At 41.6% G+C, this 17,327-nt stretch carries 14 protein-coding genes; all 14 read right to left on the reverse strand.

Translation table 11 applies throughout. The annotated features are described in order from the left end of the window. Positions 1–235: 235 nt before the first annotated feature. The 14 genes from coaE to pyk all read right to left on the reverse strand — a co-directional run bounded on the left by coaE (position 236) and on the right by pyk (position 17,320). The gene (gene coaE, locus ACFPU1_RS08030) at positions 236–838 is read right to left on the reverse strand and encodes a dephospho-CoA kinase (RefSeq protein WP_385939975.1); all 603 of its coding nucleotides are present in this window, start codon (positions 836–838) and stop codon (positions 236–238) included. A gap of 82 nt (positions 839–920) precedes the next feature. Beyond that, the gene (gene ytaF / locus ACFPU1_RS08035) at positions 921–1,571 is read right to left on the reverse strand and encodes a sporulation membrane protein YtaF (protein ID WP_385939977.1); all 651 of its coding nucleotides are present in this window, start codon (positions 1,569–1,571) and stop codon (positions 921–923) included. 102 nt (positions 1,572–1,673) lie between these two features. After that, positions 1,674–2,501 (reverse strand): DNA-formamidopyrimidine glycosylase, encoded by an 828-nt coding sequence (mutM, locus tag ACFPU1_RS08040; RefSeq protein WP_385939979.1) that lies wholly within the window; start codon positions 2,499–2,501, stop codon positions 1,674–1,676. A 12-nt stretch (positions 2,502–2,513) separates the two neighbouring features. Further along, the gene (gene polA / locus ACFPU1_RS08045; protein ID WP_385939981.1) at positions 2,514–5,141 is read right to left on the reverse strand and encodes a DNA polymerase I; all 2,628 of its coding nucleotides are present in this window, start codon (positions 5,139–5,141) and stop codon (positions 2,514–2,516) included. 164 nt (positions 5,142–5,305) lie between these two features. Beyond that, complete coding sequence (hflC, locus tag ACFPU1_RS08050; RefSeq protein ID WP_385939983.1) at positions 5,306–6,238, reverse strand: protease modulator HflC; 933 nt, start codon at positions 6,236–6,238, stop codon at positions 5,306–5,308. Further along, positions 6,238–7,344: an FtsH protease activity modulator HflK gene (hflK, locus tag ACFPU1_RS08055; RefSeq protein ID WP_385939985.1), complete on the reverse strand. Its 1,107-nt coding sequence runs from the start codon at positions 7,342–7,344 to the stop codon at positions 6,238–6,240. The genes hflC and hflK overlap by 1 nt, the downstream gene beginning before the upstream one ends. Positions 7,345–7,669: 325 nt before the next feature. Beyond that, positions 7,670–9,424, reverse strand: coding sequence for a two-component system histidine kinase PnpS (gene pnpS, locus ACFPU1_RS08060; RefSeq protein WP_385939987.1), 1,755 nt, complete (start codon positions 9,422–9,424; stop codon positions 7,670–7,672). Next, positions 9,421–10,140, reverse strand: coding sequence for a response regulator transcription factor (locus tag ACFPU1_RS08065; protein WP_054635156.1), 720 nt, complete (start codon positions 10,138–10,140; stop codon positions 9,421–9,423). The genes pnpS and ACFPU1_RS08065 overlap by 4 nt, the downstream gene beginning before the upstream one ends. A gap of 220 nt (positions 10,141–10,360) precedes the next feature. Beyond that, positions 10,361–11,305, reverse strand: a complete 945-nt coding sequence (mdh, locus tag ACFPU1_RS08070) for a malate dehydrogenase (RefSeq protein WP_385939989.1) — start codon at positions 11,303–11,305, stop codon at positions 10,361–10,363. Positions 11,306–11,325: 20 nt separating this feature from the next. Then, the gene (gene icd / locus ACFPU1_RS08075) at positions 11,326–12,594 is read right to left on the reverse strand and encodes an NADP-dependent isocitrate dehydrogenase (RefSeq protein WP_385939991.1); all 1,269 of its coding nucleotides are present in this window, start codon (positions 12,592–12,594) and stop codon (positions 11,326–11,328) included. Positions 12,595–12,741: 147 nt separating this feature from the next. Next, positions 12,742–13,857 (reverse strand): citrate synthase, encoded by a 1,116-nt coding sequence (citZ, locus tag ACFPU1_RS08080; RefSeq protein ID WP_054635110.1) that lies wholly within the window; start codon positions 13,855–13,857, stop codon positions 12,742–12,744. Between the two features lie 388 nt (positions 13,858–14,245). Further along, positions 14,246–14,719, reverse strand: coding sequence for a DUF441 domain-containing protein (locus ACFPU1_RS08085; RefSeq protein WP_232725501.1), 474 nt, complete (start codon positions 14,717–14,719; stop codon positions 14,246–14,248). 91 nt (positions 14,720–14,810) lie between these two features. Further along, positions 14,811–15,206, reverse strand: a complete 396-nt coding sequence (locus ACFPU1_RS08090) for an FxsA family protein (RefSeq protein WP_385939993.1) — start codon at positions 15,204–15,206, stop codon at positions 14,811–14,813. Between the two features lie 359 nt (positions 15,207–15,565). After that, on the reverse strand, positions 15,566–17,320 hold the full coding sequence (pyk, locus tag ACFPU1_RS08095) for a pyruvate kinase (protein WP_385939995.1): 1,755 nt from the start codon (positions 17,318–17,320) through the stop codon (positions 15,566–15,568). Between the last annotated feature and the right edge of the window lie 7 nt (positions 17,321–17,327).

A 17,327-nucleotide genomic window follows, 5' to 3' on the forward strand; every position in this document is an offset into this window, starting at 1 on the left:
AAGCCTCCTCTGTTATTTGTGATATACTAAATAACCTTTTGTTAAAATTAGTATAACACAAAGAGGTTTCATCGTACTATAGTTTTTATGAAAACGGTACAATAAAGATGACCATTTTTTCTGAAGCGAGATATGTAAAGAAACTCCTCTTTTAGTCTTTTCTTTCTATAGGATGTACGAGAAACAAAAAAAGCTTTAAAAACCAAGGGATAACCTTAGAATTTAAAGCTTTTTTCTAGTCAGCTATAGGGAGTTTCCAATTCCATAATACATTCTTCAACTGTTTTTTAGTATCTTCTCTTGAACCGCCATTATCAATCACTTTATCGGCAAATTCTCTTTTTTTAATTAAAGGCATTTGCGACCGTATTCGATTAAGCGCATCTTCTTCACTTGATTGATCTCTCTCCATTAAACGTGCAAGCTGAATATCATCTTCCACATATACAAGGAGCACTTTATCCACCATGAATTGAAGCTGGTTTTCAATTAGAAGCGGAAGGTCAAATACAATATGCTCATGTCCTTTATCCTGGAGTTTCTCTTTCTCTTCAATCATTTTAGAACGGATGGCCGGATGCATAATTTGATTTAAAATCTCCCGGCGTTTATCATCTTCAAAAATTAATTTACCAAGGGATTTGCGATTGATAGTTCCGTCAACGTTTAAAATATTAGAGCCAAAGGCTTCTATAATTTGTTCATAAGCCTGCTCTCCCGGCTCGGCTACTTCCCTTGCTATTTTATCAGCATCGACAACCGGAAGTCCCCATTCTTCCATCAAACCAGCAACAAAGCTTTTACCGCTTGCAATTCCGCCTGTTAATCCTATAATCACATGAACTCCCCCCTTTCTTTGTGAACGGTTAGTACAATTTATGTAAAGGAGACTCTCTAGCCGCAATGGAAAGAAAGTCCTGTTACAAGTTTAATACACCAAGCACAATCAACAGCACTCCGGGAAGAAAAGACATGCTTTTCACCCAGTTTACTCCGGACAGCCTGTAACCGCCTTTCATACCAAGTGTTACAAAAAAGGCACACATAAAAGCTACAGTTCCAGCAAGAAAAATAGGGCTGATTCCAATTAAAGAGGCTCCAATCCCTGCTCCAAACGCATCCAGTGATAAAGCGATTCCTAATAAAAATGCTTCACGGAGGCTGATAGTCCCTGATCCATCCACATCTGCAGCTGTAGGCTTTTTAAGTATGCTGATTACAAGTCCCAGCCACTTAATTTCAAAATTTATGAAAAACCCATCTTTGTCTTTTCCTGTCTTCTGTTGCTCTTCTTTCCCTTCTGATGGTTTAAGTACTTGATAAATTGCCCAGAGGCCAATCAAGATCAATATTATGCCTCCGACAGATTCAGCAAAGCCTGATGATACATAGCGCTGAATGATACTGCCAAATCCTGAGGCTATAAGCACTGATACTGCTGAACATCCGGCGATAAAAATGAGAGCCTTTAATGGAAGCTTCATTTTTCTCAACCCATAGGTTAACCCTACTCCAAAGCTGTCTAAACTTACGGCGAAGGCAAGCACCAACAATGAAAGGACTTCTGCCATACAGATAAGCTCCTCTCTCCATCGCATACTTTACGATAAGTATATGGCAGGAGCCTATCCGATGTTCATCGGCAGACAAAAGTCCCTTCCTATTTTCAACATTTATTTTTCTGGCTGGCATCCAGGGCAAAAATGAGTGCCTCTGCCAGCTACAACCAGCTTTTCGATTGGAGTCATACAGTTTCTGCACTCTTCCCCTTGCCTCCCATATACATAAAGATGAAGCTGAAACATGCCCATGTCACCTTTGCTGTTTACATATGAGCGAACGGAGCTTCCACCCTTATCGACAGCTTCCTGAAGTGTTTCCACAATGGTTTGATGAAGTCTTACTAACTCCTCATGATGTAAGGTGCTTGCTTTGGCATTAGGTCTGATTCCGGCTTTAAATAAGGCTTCATCCACATAAATATTTCCAAGTCCGGCTACTGCTTTTTGATCAAGAAGGACCGCTTTAACATTTCGAGTCGTTTTTTCAAATGCTCTTTTCAATACCTCAGGCGTAAATTCCGGCGTTAGAGGTTCAGGACCGAGCTGCGCAAGGGGAAGAGCGGTCTCTTCCGTCCCTTTTTCGAAAAGATGCATGGTTCCGAATTTACGTACATCCCTGTATCTGAGCTCAGTTCCATCGGTAAATAAAAAGCGCACATGTGTATGTTTATCTGCTTCTTGTCCATCAGACATTTCGTAGCGGCCTTCCATTCGAAGGTGGGAAACAAGAACGAGATCGTCCAGATGAAATTTTAAGAACTTACCTCGTCTTGTAATTTCATGAATTGTTTGCCCATGAATAAGAGTCCGAAAAGCTTCCTGATCATCGGGTCTTTTTATAATTTTTGGCCAGGTTATTGTAACCTCTTTGATTTCTTTCCCTTTGATAAGCTGGGTGAGCGTTTCTTTTACTGTTTCTACCTCAGGAAGTTCAGGCATGTATCTCTCTCCTTATTTTGCATCATACCAGGTATCTCCGTATGAAACGTCTGCCTTTAATGGCACATCAAGTGAAATAGTTTGTTCCATTTCTTCTGCAACAAGCTCTTTCATGACCTCAAGTTCTTCAGGCGGCACTTCAAAAATCAGTTCATCGTGCACCTGTAAAAGCAGGCGGCTTTTCACCTTTTCCTGCTCCATTCGCTCACTTACGTCCACCATTGCTTTCTTAATAATATCAGCAGCCGTTCCCTGTATTGGTGTATTCATAGCCGTCCGCTCGGCAAAGCTTCTGCGGTTGAAATTGCGGCTTGTAATATCAGGGAGATAGCGGCGGCGGTGCATAAGAGTAGTGACGAAACCCTTTTCTCTTGCTTCTTCTTTACTGTTTTCCATGTATTCCTTCACTTTGGGATAGCTTTCTAAATAACGATCTATGAATTCCTGAGCCTCTTTACGAGTTATACCAAGGCTTTGAGATAAACCATAATCGCTGATACCATAGACGATTCCAAAATTAACCGCTTTGGCACTTCTTCTCATGTCAGCAGTAACCCCGTCTTCTTCCACGTGAAAGACATCCATCGCTGTCTTTGTATGCACATCCATGTTGTTTTGAAAAGCTTCCAGTAACCCTTTATCACCTGCCATATGAGCTAAAACTCTCAGTTCAATCTGTGAATAGTCAGCTGCAAGTATGACCCAATTGTCTTCCGATGAGACAAAAGCTCTGCGAATCTTTCTGCCTTCTTCTAAACGAATTGGAATATTTTGCAGGTTGGGTTCTGTTGAGCTTAGTCGTCCGGTTTGGGTAATTGCCTGATTAAAGGTCGTATGGATTTTGTTTGTCTCAGGATGAATAACCTTTAACAATCCATCTACGTACGTTGATTTCAATTTAGAAACCTGACGGTAATGAAGAAGCTTAGGGATAATCTCATGACTGTCTTGAAGCTTCTCTAAAACATCAGCTGACGTAGAATACCCCGTTTTTGTTTTCTTGATAGGAGGAAGATTCAATTTTTCAAAAAGGATAGGTCCGAGCTGTTTCGGTGAATTAATATTAAACTCGGTTCCCGCCAGAGCATGAATTTCTTTTTCAAGCTCTTTTAATGTTTTATCTAATTCCGCCCCCATTTTTTCAAGCTGCTCTGCATCAACTTGTACACCTGTCGTTTCCATGTTCCCAAGAATGAGCGACAAAGGTAATTCAAGATTTGAAAAAAGCTCATGCTGCTCGTTTTCTTTCAGATCTTTCTCAAGTTCTTCTTTTAAGGTAAATATCGTTTCACCCTTACGGACTAGGTGCTCTGCCAGAATATTTTCTTCTGGTTCTGCCCGCTTTGCCCCTTTTCCGTAAACAGCATCATCCTGGTCGACAATTTTTTTCTTGTATCTAGAAGCGATATCCGCAAGCTCATGTGAGGAAGTTGAAGGATCAATTAAATAGGAAGCAATTAACATGTCAAAATTGACACCGGCAAGAATAATACCTTTCCAGCCAAGAGCTACGACTGCCCGTTTCGTATCAAACATTAGTTTCTCTGCGGTCTCATCAGCTGCCCACTCTCTGAAAACTTCAGATTCCATGGCTACCTTTGCAGGAATGAAATACCGTCCTTTTTCATTTACCAGGGCTATGCCCCATATATCAGCCTGATGGTAGTTTTCCTGAGGCACTTCAACAACTAACGCTGAAGGAGAAACCAGGATGTCCTTTGTTACTTCCTCCACGCTTCTGTAGGTAACATCCTTTAAATCCTCTTGAACTTCCGTTTCTCCGGCATCAAACCTTTCAAGGAGACTTGAAAATTCAAGTTCTTTAAAGATCCTTGTGATCTTCTTTGAATCATACTCGCCAAATGTGACTGTGGAAAGGTCCACATCAACAGGTGAGTCACGATTAATGGTAGCCAGCTCTTTGCTCATCATTGCCTGGTCTTTATTTTCCTCAAGGCGCTCCTTCATTTTTTTCCCAGAAATTTCATTGATCGAGTCAAGTACTTTTTCAATCGTGCCGAATTGTTTAAGTAATTTAATGGCTGTCTTTTCTCCTATCCCGGGAACACCAGGGATGTTATCAGAACTATCCCCCATAAGACCCTTCATATCGATAATCTGCTCGGGATGGAAGCCATATTTCTCTTCTATGGCATTCATGTCGTACGTTTCTACGTTGGTAATCCCTTTTCTGGTTAAAGCGACCTTCGTCTTTTCACTAACGAGCTGAAGCAGATCTTTATCTCCTGAATAAACTTTCACTTCCCAATTTTGTGCTTCTGCTTCCTTCGACAGAGTACCGATAATGTCGTCAGCTTCATAGTTCTCAATTTCAAACCTTGATATGTTGAACGCATCCAGTACCTCCCTAATAAGAGGAAGCTGCTCAGAAAGCTCCGGTGGAGTTTTTTGGCGCCCTGATTTGTATTTTTCATAAGTCTTATGACGAAAGGTTGTCTTGCCTGCGTCAAATGCTACAAGCATATGAGACGGCTTTTCTTCTTCAATTACTTTCAGCAGCATCGTAGTAAACCCGTAAACCGCGTTGGTGTATACCCCTTTTTCATTATTTAAAAGGGGCAGTGCAAAAAAAGCCCGGTAGGCAATACTGTTGCCGTCAATTAAAATAAGCTTACTCATGGAGAAAGCTCCTCTCTCTGTATAAGTTACAATGTTCCACTTCTCATGTAGAGTTATTTTATCATATCCGTTCCCTCAGGTCAGACTCAGGAACTCATTCTGTTTTTCGTTTGCCAGTCGTTTTAAAAAGCTCTCTGCCTGTTATAGGAAGAGAGCTTTTTAACTTAGTCTATATAACCCATCAGTATTCGGGCATATGGTGAATCAGCTGGCAAAGTAATGACCGTTTCATCTTCAATTGTCGTACGGTAGCTTTCAAGAGTACGGTATAGTTCATAAAATTCCGTGTCCCTTCCAAAAGCCGCATTATAAACTCTGGCTGCTTCTGCTTCACCTTCACCAATAATCTCACTTGCATCCGCTTCTGCCGTTGAGATTATCTCCTGGACTTCCCGGTCCGTATTTGCACGTATACGGTTGGCCTCTGCATCCCCTTGTGAAAGGTACTCCTGTGCTGTAGACTCCCGTTCAGAGATCATCCGCCGATGAATAGCCAGCTCGTTGTCTTCAGGAAGGTCCGTTCTCTTCATCCTTACATCTGTAATAATAATGCCATAATTATCACGGGCTAGAAGCTCATTTACTCTTTCTGTCACCCGTTCGTTAAAATCACCCCGGCCCGACTCTTCCTCATTTATTATTTCATCATAATCCATCTGCCCTAATTCTGCCCTTATGACTGAAAAAATAAAATTAGACATAATGGATTCTGCGTTTTCTATGGTTCTGGCGTTTCCAATCATAGCCCGTGGGTCCTCTACACGCCATACAGCATAATTATCAACCAGCATTCTCTTTTTATCCCTTGTGTTTATTTCAGCAGGATTGACATCGTAGCTCATTTGATATTTTGGAAGAGAAGAAACAGTCTGGATAAATGGGATTTTCACATTAAGTCCCGGCTCCTCTTCAATTCTCACAACCTCTCCAAACTGCCGGACTACTTTGTACTCCCCTTGTTCCACGATAAACAGGTTAGAAATTCCTATGATTAGAAGGGCAAGCAAAACAACAAGGACAATAGCCTTCTTAATCCATGTCCCTAAATTTTCAGGCCCTCTTTTTTCGTTAAAGTTCACTATATTATTGTCTGCCATCAGCTGTTCCCTCCTTCCTCCTGTTCGTCATCTTCCACTGAATCTGCTTCTTCTTCCTCTACGTTTTCCTGTATTTCTTCCTCATCAGGTTCTTCGGCAGGTTCTTCTGCAGGTTCCTCAGGCTCTTCCACTTCCTCCGAATCGTTGCTTCTTCCTTGATCAGCCAGTACAGCTTCCTCTTCACGTTGCTCCATAGGACGAAGAGGCAAGTAGTTTACTGTGTCCTGATTGCTGTCCAGAATAAAAATATCTGTGCCAGGAAGCACATCTTCGAGTGTTTCTAAAACAAGTCTCTGCCTCGTAACTTCAGGGTTATTTTGATATTCTTCGTAGAGAGCGTTAAAACGTGAAGCATCCCCTCTGGCTCTTTCTATTCTTTCTGCTCGCTGTCCCTCAGCACGGGAAATTATCGCATCCTGTTCCCCTTCAGCTTCATTTATTTCCTGGTTACGGTATCTATTAGCCTGATTAATCTTTGTTAACCGTTCTTCTCTCGCATCTGTCACTTCAGTAAAGGCACGTCTTACCTCTTCAGTTGGAAGCTCTACGTCCTGAAGCTTTACATCGAGGACGGTGATCCCAATGTCATAGCGATCAATAAGTCCAGTTAAATTATCAAAGACTTTTCCTTCTACTTCCGGCCGTTGATCTGTTAATACATCATCGATTAGTGAGCTTCCAATGACCCCACGTAAAGATGCAGAGGTAGCGTTATGTAAGATTCGTTCAGGATCATCGACGTTAAATAAATACCTCTCCACATCCGTTATTCTCCATTGCACGACTAAATCGGCAAATAGGATATTTTCATCCCCGGTGATCATTTTTGCCTCATCTGTGTATTCGGTCACTTCTCCATCCTCTTCCACATACCCAACCCTTAGGCTGTTCGTAGAAATAGGAAGTATTTCTACTCTTTGCACCGGCCAAGGCAGCTTAAAGTTCAGACCTGGCTCGGAGACTGTTTCTTCCACTGCTCCAAAGGTAATTAATGCTGCTTGTTCTGATTCATCAACCGTATACCAGCCTGTAATTAAAAATAAAGCTAAGATAACAACCCCAATCAGTGCAAAAAAACCTAGGATTAACTGCTTAATGGTTACCACTTCATTCCCCCCTGTCTTTCCTTACAACCTTATGTATCCTATTTATGTATTTCATCTCTTTTTTTAATAAATAAGATATACCTTTCTATTATAGAACAAAGAAGAGTAGGGTCCTATGATTCTATCAAATTTTCTCCTAAATTATGAAAACCTTTTACTGAATGTGGATTTTTTTACACATGAAGTACTATTCAGACACAAATTAGGACGAAAGCCAAGGGGGGCTTTCGTCCAATAAAGGGAATTATGAGCCGTTCTATTATTATCCTACCGTTAATTTGTTAAGGAGATATGAAGAGAAAGTAAAGAGTAGGTAAAGTTTACTTTATATCAATTCTTTTGGAAAGGTTAGAGTAAATGTGGTCCCCTTACCTAATGTGCTATCTACTTCAATTTTCCCTTGATGAGCCTCTACCAGGTGTTTAACAATGGCTAATCCCAGTCCTGTCCCTCCTGAATTTCGGCTTCTTGCTTTTTCTATTCTGTAAAAGCGTTCAAAAATTCGTTTTATATGTTCTTGACTAATCCCTATGCCAGTATCAGTAACTGAGACCTTGATCTGTTTGTCTTCACTCGTTACTTCCACAAGAATGTTGCCTTTAACAGGGGTGTAAACAATGGAATTATTAATAATATTTATTAAAATTTGTTTTAAGCGAGCAGGGTCTCCATTCATGAGAGCTTTTCCATCTCCCTTACTAGTTACAGTGATATCTTTCTCTTTGGCCTTAGGGAGAAGAAGATCTGTCACTTCCTTTGTAAGGGCTGCAATATTTACCTGCTGTATATGCAGCTGGAAGTGCTCCTGCTCAATCTTTGACAGCTCCAGCAGCTCACTTATCAAGTCCTGCAGCCGGTCACTTTCTTTCCAAATAATATCAAGAAATTGTTTCCTAAGCTCAGGGTTTTCCATGGCACCATCAAGGAGAGTTTCAGCGAATCCCTTTACAGAGGTAACAGGGGTTCTTAATTCATGAGAAACATTAGCAACAAAATCTTTTCGTACTTGTTCTAATTTTTTCAGCTCGGAGATGTCATGAAGAACCAGAACAATCCCTCGCAGTTTATTACGTGCACCAATGACCGGTGCTCCGTAAACGTCATAATATTTCATCTCCAAAGGAGCAGAAATGGTTACCTGCTGCCTGTCTTTTTGCTCAGTTAAGAGAACACTTTGAATGAATTTTATTAGCTCTTTTTCATGAATCACTTCATAATACAAAACATCCTGCCATTCATCTGTATTTTCATTAAAAATGTCCTTACAAGCCTGATTTATGAGTGTAATATCACCACGATCATTAATAAATATTAATCCGCTGCCCATATTATCAATTAAAGCCTCTAAACGCTCCTGCTGCGTCTGATACCTTTTTGTAATCTGACCCAGGTTATAAGCAAGAACATTAATTGATCTCGTAAGCTGTCCGACTTCATCCTTTGACCCAGAATACGTTCTGGCGTTAAAGTTTCCTTTTGCTAACTCATTTGCAACCTTTGTTACTTGGCCGATAGGCTTCGTAAGCTGGCTAGCAATCCGGTAATTAAGGGATAGAATAACGAAAAAAGCGACAGTAAATGTAAGTCCAATAAAAATCCAGATCTGACGATTCATTTCATTTACATGCTCTACGGGCAGCCCAAGTCTTAAATATCCCTCCACCTCTCCATTTAATTCAAGAGGAAGTGCAAAATAAAGAAGTTCTGCCCCAACAGTCGTACTATAACGAACATGGTGAGTACCGCTTTCTCCCGCATTCATGATTTCAGGGCGACCTGAATGATTTTCCATTCCCACCGGTGTTCTCTCTGATTCGCCAATGACTGTGCCTTCTGAGTTCAATATGGTGACTCTAGTCCCAAGGCTCTCGCTAATGTCTACAGCAAGGGACTGCCACTCATCACCACCTCGTTCAGAAATCGTTAGAGCTGCCAGCTCGGCTTCTCTCTCAAGTCTATCTGTAAGCTGGTCCAGGTAGGAGCTTTTTACGACTTCGCCCACTAAGAAACCTAGAATAACAAGGACAAGAAAAATGACAGAGAGAAAGCCTATCATTAATCTTGTTCTAAGTTTTTTCATAAGGAAGAAGGCTCCTCTAATTTATATCCAAGACCTCTCACGGTTTTAATATACACAGGCTTTTTTGTATTAGGTTCAATTTTTTCTCTAAGATGACTGATATGCACATCCACAATTCTCGTATCTCCAACAAATTCATAGTTCCAGACAGCGTTTAACAGCTGATCCCGGGTAAGTACCCTTTCTTTATTCACAGCTAAATAAAGAAGCAGCTCAAATTCTTTAGGTGTTAATTCTAATGGCTCTTTATTAACCAAGGCTTGATAATTTTCAGGGTATATTAGCAAATGACCAATTTTGATCTCTTCCTTGGATCCTTGGTTTCCATAGGAACTATTATTGCTTCTGTTTTCAACTCTTCTTAATATTGCTCTGACCCTTGCTACGAGTTCCCGGGGACTGAACGGCTTGGTCATGTAATCATCAGCACCAAGCTCCAGGCCTAGTACTTTATCGAATTCCTCATCTTTTGCTGTCACCATTAAGATGGGAGTATTAATCTTCTCTTGTCTAATTTGCCTGCACACTTCAAGTCCGTCCATTTCAGGTATCATTAAATCAAGTACGATAAGGTCAAACTCTTGATTCTGTGCCTTACTAAAAGCCTCTGAACCGTCCATAGCTGTGTCTACCTTGTATCCTGCTTGTTCAAGGTTAAATTTAATCAAGGTAACAATCGACTCTTCATCATCTACTACAAGTAACCGCTGAGCCATAATATGTAATTCTCCTCCATCTGTTTCTGGCACCCCTGTCACCAGAACATGATCTTAACGGCAAGAAATATAATCCCCTTTTCTTTCTTTATCTTACTATCCTTATTATAGATAAACAATACTCTCCTATCTTCCCTTCTATGTGCTAAGGACATTTACACAGTTGACTGAATACGAAAAAAAAGCTTGCCCGGAAAACTTCCCGGACAAGCTTTGCTTATTAATCTTTTGGTAATGCAGTCATCACGCTTTTTACAGATTCTACTGACTTAGAAAGCTCTGTTGCTTCTTCCTCAGTAAGGTCCAGCTCAATAATTTTTTCTACACCATCGCCACCTAGAATGGTAGGAACTCCGACATACAAGTCTTCATATCCATACTCCCCTTCAAGGTAAGCTATTGATGGAAGAACACGTTTCTTGTCTTTCAAAATGGCCTCAACCATTTGAGTCAAGGAGGCAGCTGGCGCATAATAGGCACTTCCGTTGCCTAAAAGCTGAACGATTTCCCCGCCGCCTTTTCGAGTGCGTTCTACAATCGCATCAATACGATCTTGAGGGAGAAGCTTAGTTAAAGGAACTCCCCCTGCACTTGAATAGCGAATTAATGGTACCATGTCGTCTCCATGGCCCCCTAGAACAAATCCCTGGATATCTTCGACAGAAAGATTCAGTTCTTGAGCGACAAAGGTACGGAAACGTGCAGTATCCAGTACACCGGATTGTCCCATTACGCGGTTTTTAGGGAAACCTGACTCTTTAAACACAGTATACGTCATAGCGTCAGCAGGATTAGTAAGTACTATGATATAACAATCAGGGGAATACTTTACTACTTCTTTTGTCACTGACTTCATGATTTTTGCATTTGTATTTACAAGGTCATCACGGCTCATGCCAGGTTTTCTTGCAATACCTGCAGTAATAACAACTACATCAGATCCAGCAGTGTCTTCATATTTTGATGTCCCGACTACGTTGGAATCAACTCCTTGAACTGGAGTAGATTCGAGCATATCAAGTGCCTTCCCCTTTGTTGGTCCTTCCATATCAGGAATGTCCACAAGCACTACGTCTCCTAATTCCTTCTGAGCAACCATTAGGGCTGTCGTTGCACCAGTAAAACCTCCGCCGATCACAGATACTTTTCTGCGTTTAATTGCCATGTGCAGTACCTCCCCAAGAATTACATATTTTTAATTAGCTCTTCACCGAACTCAGAAGTCTTAACTTCTTTTGCACCATCCATTAGGCGTGCAAAGTCATAGGTAACTACTTTGCTTTCAATTGTCTTATCCATTGCACTTAAGATTAATTCAGCAGCTTCTGTCCAACCAAGATGACGGAGCAATAATTCTCCAGACAAAATAACAGAAGAAGGATTTACTTTGTTAAGGCCGGCGTATTTAGGTGCAGTTCCATGAGTGGCTTCAAAAATCGCATGGCCGGTATCGTAGTTAATGTTTGCTCCAGGAGCGATACCGATGCCGCCAACCTGTGCTGCCAAAGCATCAGAAATATAGTCTCCGTTTAAGTTCATTGTAGCCACTACATCATGGTCCTTTGGACGAGTTAGGATTTGCTGTAAGAAGATATCAGCAATAGAGTCTTTAATGATAATCTTTCCAGCTTTTTCAGCTTCGTCTTGTGCGTTATTAGCTGCTTCTTTTCCCTCTCTTTCTACAATTTCATCGTACTGAGCCCATGTGAATACTTTATCCCCAAACTCGCGCTCAGCAAGCTCGTAGCCCCAGTTCTTAAATGCGCCTTCTGTAAACTTCATGATGTTTCCTTTATGAACAAGTGTTACGCTTTTGCGGCCTTCTTGAAGGGCATAGTTAATAGCAGAACGAACGATTCGCTCTGTACCCTCTTTTGATACAGGCTTAATTCCGATACCAGAAGTTTCTGGGAAACGAATATTGTTAGAGCCCATTTCGTTAATTAGAAAATCAACTACTTTTTTCACATCATCCGTGCCTTCTTTAAACTCAATCCCCGCATAAATATCCTCAGTATTCTCACGGAAAATTACCATGTCCACCTCTTCTGGACGTTTAACAGGAGAAGGAACGTTAGTAAAGTGGCGTACAGGGCGCAAGCAAGTATAAAGGTCAAGCTTTTGACGAAGAGCTACGTTTAAAGAACGAATCCCGCCTCCGATAGGAGTTGTTAAAGGTCCTTTAATAGCAATCAGATACTCACGGATTGCGTCCAGGGATTCCTCTGGAAGCCACTCACCTGTGTTGTTGTAGGCTTTTTCCCCTACAAGGATTTCTTTCCACTCAATTTTTTTCTCGCCATTATATGCTTTCTCAACGGCCGCATCTAATACTTTCTGTGCAGCTGCCCAAATATCCGGGCCGATTCCATCACCTTCAATAAAAGGGATCACAGGGTTATTAGGTACATTTAAAACTCCATTATTTGTGGTAATCTTCTCTCCATTAGACATTGTTACATTCCTCCTAGCTAATAGTTAACTTGTTAATTTCTTGGTGATACAAAAGAGCTCAGCTGATTGATCACTTGTTTAGCAGCCAGCTGTCTTAAATTCTTACTTACTATATGTAGTAAGAGAGAGAATACTCTCTCTTAAACACTAGCGTTCGTTTAAAGGGACGTACGCTTGTTTGTCAGGCCCGACATACTCAGCTCTTGGGCGAATTAAACGATTATCGCTGTACTGCTCAAGAATATGGGCAAGCCAGCCAGAAACACGGCTCGTTGCAAAGATAGGGGTAAACAAATCATGATCGATTCCCAGGCTGTGATATACGGAAGCAGAATAGAAATCAACGTTAGGAAGTAAGCCTTTTTCACCCACTACCATTTCTTCTACCTTTACAGACATATCATACCATTTTGACTCTCCAGTGATACTTGTGAGCTTTTTGGACATGTCGCGCAAATGCTTTGCTCTAGGGTCCCCATTCTTGTATACCCGGTGTCCAAATCCCATAATCTTCTCTTTATTATCAAGAGCTTTACGGATATATGGTTCCACATTGTCAACTTCTCCAATATCCATAAGTGTTGACATGACGCGTTCATTTGCTCCCCCATGAAGCGGGCCTTTTAAGGCTCCGATGGCAGAAGTAATACCGGAGTATACATCTGACAATGTAGCTACACACACACGAGCTGTAAAAGTAGAAGCATTAAGCTCATGATCAGCGTGAAGGACTAACGCCTTGTTAAAAGCAGTTTCTGAAATTTCATCTGGTTCTTCTCCATTAAGCATGTATAAGAAGTTTGCTGCAAAGCTGAGTTCCTTTTTAGGCAAAACAGGCTCCTTGCCATTTCTGATACGGGCAAAGCCTGTAACGATTGCAGGAATTCTTGCTTGCAGGCGAATTGCTTTGCGACGGTTAGCCTCTTCAGTCATTTCATCAGCTTCTTCGTCGTATAAAGCAAGCTGTGAAACAGCTGTGCGAAGAGCTGCCATAGGGTGTACCTTATCGATAGGGTAAGACTTCATATAGTCAAACACTTCTTTAGGGACTTCCATGTCACTTGCTAAATTTTTCGTCAACTCTTCCAATTCATCTTTCTTTGGCAGACGACCGTTCCAAAGGAGGTAAATAACCTCCTCAAAGCTAGCATTATCAGTTAAATCATCAATGTCATACCCTTGATAAGTTAATACATCATCGATAATTGAACTAACACTGGAAGTTGTTGCAACAACGCCTTCAAGACCACGAGTTGTGCTCATTTCAACCTCTCCTTCACCGAAAAAGTTTGCGATTTCCAAAAGGTTTGAAAATCGTAAATGCTTACATTTTCACGTTCAGCAAGGGGAAACCCTATCATACCTACGTAACCGAAGAGTTTAGACTGCTTAGTCTGTTTCAGGAAGAATTCGACCCTAAGCCGTTCCTTCATGCACCCCGCCTAATTGAACGTGCTTAATCAATAGGCTATGTAGGAAGAACATTACACCCAGTATCAATTATAAACATTTTTTAAACTTTTGTGAACTTATTCATGAGAATTAACTTCAACTCTCGAAAAAGTTTAACTAATTAAATTATTCAGATAAATTTCGATTGCGGGAGAATACCAGTACTTTGGTTTCTGCCCGCTCCTGCTTCTGCCTTTTTTCAGCCGCCTCCGCCTGAAAAAATCTCCACCGCTTTCATTGCATAATAAGCTATTCCTGCACCAATTAAAGGGCCTACAGCTACACCGTTGAAAAGAGCAACTGCCAGTATCGTCCCAATCACAAGCGCAGCAGTAATATGAGGGTCGTTCTGAAGAAGATCTACTCCTCCCTTTGCAATAAGAGCGACTGTAATTCCTGCTCCCAGGGCTACCCAGGCATAAACTGACTTCATTGCATCACCTAACTGCTTAAAGCCGATTTCACCGGTTACGATAGGAACAAGGACAGCTATTGTTAAAATGGTGACTGCTATATTAATCCCTTTTGCCTGCATAAAAGGAAACACCTTGTCTCCTGCACCAGTCCATTTCAGTGCCAGTAATACCAGGATTGCCACAACAAGGGATTGGTTCTTTCCGATTACTCCTATGGCCAGCAGGATAAGCATGAATATTGTTGCCTGTGATATCAAGTTGTTGTAACATCCTTCCCCATAGACTTTCTCATTTATCGTACCACACTTTATAAATCACTTCACTTTTGTAGCGCCAGGAAGAACCGCTTCATTTCCTGCGTATGAACACGATGTTTCCTGATTGGGTAAGCTTTGAGAATACTCTCTGGAACACACCCTTAAAATACCCTCTTGTGAAAGGAATTAATAGTAAAAAGCCGATGGCGTCGGTTATAAACCCAGGCGTAAGAAGTACCACCCCGCCCACAAGAATGCAGAGGCCGTCCAAAATCAGATTGCTCGGTACCTCACCCTGCTGCATTTGCAGCTGTGCTGTGCGAATGGTTTGCAGGCCTTCTCTTTTGGCAAGCCATGCGCCAAGCACGCCTGTTAAAATAACAAGAAGAACTGTAGGCCATACGCCAAGGTAATTTCCTGAAAGAAGCAGTACGCCGATTTCCAAGGCCGGCACTATAATCAATAACAAGACTAATATTTTCCCCATGTTTGTTCCCCGCTTTCTTGTTCTTCCCTTTGAAGAGTGATCTTACCTATACCCAAGTATACCTTTTATCATTTCTTATTCCTAAGTTTTACCCGGGTTTCTCTTTAGCTTTGTTACATATTGTTGGTGGCTTTTGCGAAAGAACGCTTCCCTTACACCTGAAGTAAATGCGGCATTCAGTTGTCTTCTATTCCCGGAGCATTGCCTTCCTAGGGAAAACTGCCTGCGTGATCTTCGACTCATAGTATTCTTCAAGGCGCCTCGAGCGTTTATCTACAATCAAAGGACTTATAAAAATAAACCATTCGCCTTTCACAGAGCTCAGGAAAAAGGAGAAGGCATCTGCCTTCTCCCATGTATTAGAGCACACTGGCGTGCCCTCTATAAATATCTCCATGTGCACTATCTATCGTTACTTCTTCTCCATCCTCGAAAAGCTGAAGAGCATTTTCCACTCCAACTACAACCGGAATCCCCAGATTAATTCCCACCACTGCTGCATGAGAAGTGAGGCCGCCTTCTTCTGTAATCACAGCTGCAGCTTTTTCAAAAGCAGGCATTAACTCTTTATCAGTGCTGTAGGTCACAAGAATGCAGCCTGGTGTCGCTTTTTGGTTCGCTTCTACTGCAGTTCTTGCCACAATCACTTTCCCTGCAGCTGTTTTTCTTCCAATGCCTTGTCCTTTAGCTGCAATTTCACCAATAACGTGTACTTTCATAATATTTGTTGTACCTGATTCACCAACAGGGACTCCAGCCGTAATCACTACAAGGTCCCCGTGATCCACATTTCCAGATTTCAATGCTTCCTGTACGGTAATATCAAGCATTTCATCAGTGCTGGCTGCTTCAGTCCCCATTACTGGAATCACTCCCCATACAAGGGAAAGACGTCTCATCACGTGCTCATTGCTTGTGACAGCGATGATCCGGGACTTAGGACGATACTTGGAAACCATTCTTGCCGTGTGCCCGCTTTCTGTAGCTGAAAGGATTGCGGAGGCATTTAGGTTTAGTGCTGTATGAGAGACAGACTGACTGATTGAGTTCGTAATAGACGTGCGGCTTTCTTTCGTGCGCTTGTCTAGAATTGTTTTGTAATCAAGTGCAGATTCGGCTCGTGTAGCAATATCACTCATCGTCTGCACGGCTTCCACCGGGTAATCTCCCGCCGCCGTTTCCCCGGACAGCATAATAGCATCCGTGCCATCAAAAATAGCATTAGCTACGTCACTTGCTTCTGCTCGTGTGGGCCGCGGGTTTCTTTGCATAGAATCAAGCATTTGTGTGGCTGTTATCACCGGTTTTGCAATCGTATTACACTTCTTGATTAAGCTTTTTTGAACAAGAGGAACCTCTTCAGGCGGAATCTCTACACCCATGTCTCCACGGGCAACCATCAGGCCGTCAGAAACCTCCAGAATTTCATTAATATTATCAATGCCTTCCTGGTTTTCAATCTTTGGGATGATGTGAATGTCTTCTCCATTCCTTTGTTCAAGAAGCTCACGGATTTCAAGGACGTCTTCGGCTCTCCGGACAAAAGACGCTGCAATGAAGTCTACTTTTTGTTCAATGCCAAAAACGATATCCTCAGCATCCTTTTCTGTTATTCCAGGCAAGTTAAGCTTCACATTAGGAAGATTAACTCCTTTCTTATTTTTAAGTTCCCCATTGTTTAGCACCCTTGTAAGGACTTCTGTGTCTCTGACTTCCAGAACCTCAAGTTCAATTAAACCATCATCAAGGAGAATTTTCTTTCCTTTTTCCAAATCATTTGTAATCCCTTTATAAGTAACAGAAATCTTTTCAGGTGTTCCAATAACCTCATCTGTTGAAACAAGAAGGTCCTGCCCTTTTTCTAGATGAATAGCTCCGTTTTCCATGGTATGAGTGCGGATTTCCGGTCCTTTTGTGTCCAATAGAATAGCAACGGTTTTCCCTGTTCTTTTTGAAGCTTCACGAATATTTTTGATACGCGCGCCGTGTTCCTCAAAATCGCCGTGGGAAAAGTTCAAGCGTGCAACATTCATGCCTGCTTCAATCAGCTTTACCAGCGTATCAACCTGTTCACTGGCTGGACCGATAGTACATACAATTTTCGTTTTTCTCATGTTATCC

The organism is Thalassorhabdus alkalitolerans, from assembly GCF_042656525.1.
GTDB lineage: Bacteria > Bacillota > Bacilli > Bacillales > Marinococcaceae > Thalassorhabdus > Thalassorhabdus alkalitolerans.

Bases quoted from the DNA above. Each gene is read 5' to 3' on its own strand.
- ytaF (WP_385939977.1), bottom strand. From the start codon at position 1,571: ATGGCAGAAGTCCTTTCATTGTTGGTGCTTGCCTTCGCCGTAAGTTTA.
- mutM (WP_385939979.1), bottom strand. From the start codon at position 2,501: ATGCCTGAACTTCCTGAGGTAGAAACAGTAAAAGAAACGCTCACCCAG.
- polA (WP_385939981.1), bottom strand. From the start codon at position 5,141: ATGAGTAAGCTTATTTTAATTGACGGCAACAGTATTGCCTACCGGGCT.
- hflC (WP_385939983.1), bottom strand. From the start codon at position 6,238: ATGGCAGACAATAATATAGTGAACTTTAACGAAAAAAGAGGGCCTGAA.
- pnpS (WP_385939987.1), bottom strand. From the start codon at position 9,424: ATGAAAAAACTTAGAACAAGATTAATGATAGGCTTTCTCTCTGTCATT.
- ACFPU1_RS08065 (WP_054635156.1), bottom strand. From the start codon at position 10,140: ATGGCTCAGCGGTTACTTGTAGTAGATGATGAAGAGTCGATTGTTACC.
- mdh (WP_385939989.1), bottom strand. From the start codon at position 11,305: ATGGCAATTAAACGCAGAAAAGTATCTGTGATCGGCGGAGGTTTTACT.
- icd (WP_385939991.1), bottom strand. From the start codon at position 12,594: ATGTCTAATGGAGAGAAGATTACCACAAATAATGGAGTTTTAAATGTA.
- citZ (WP_054635110.1), bottom strand. From the start codon at position 13,857: ATGAGCACAACTCGTGGTCTTGAAGGCGTTGTTGCAACAACTTCCAGT.
- ACFPU1_RS08090 (WP_385939993.1), bottom strand. From the start codon at position 15,206: ATGGGGAAAATATTAGTCTTGTTATTGATTATAGTGCCGGCCTTGGAA.
- pyk (WP_385939995.1), bottom strand. From the start codon at position 17,320: ATGAGAAAAACGAAAATTGTATGTACTATCGGTCCAGCCAGTGAACAG.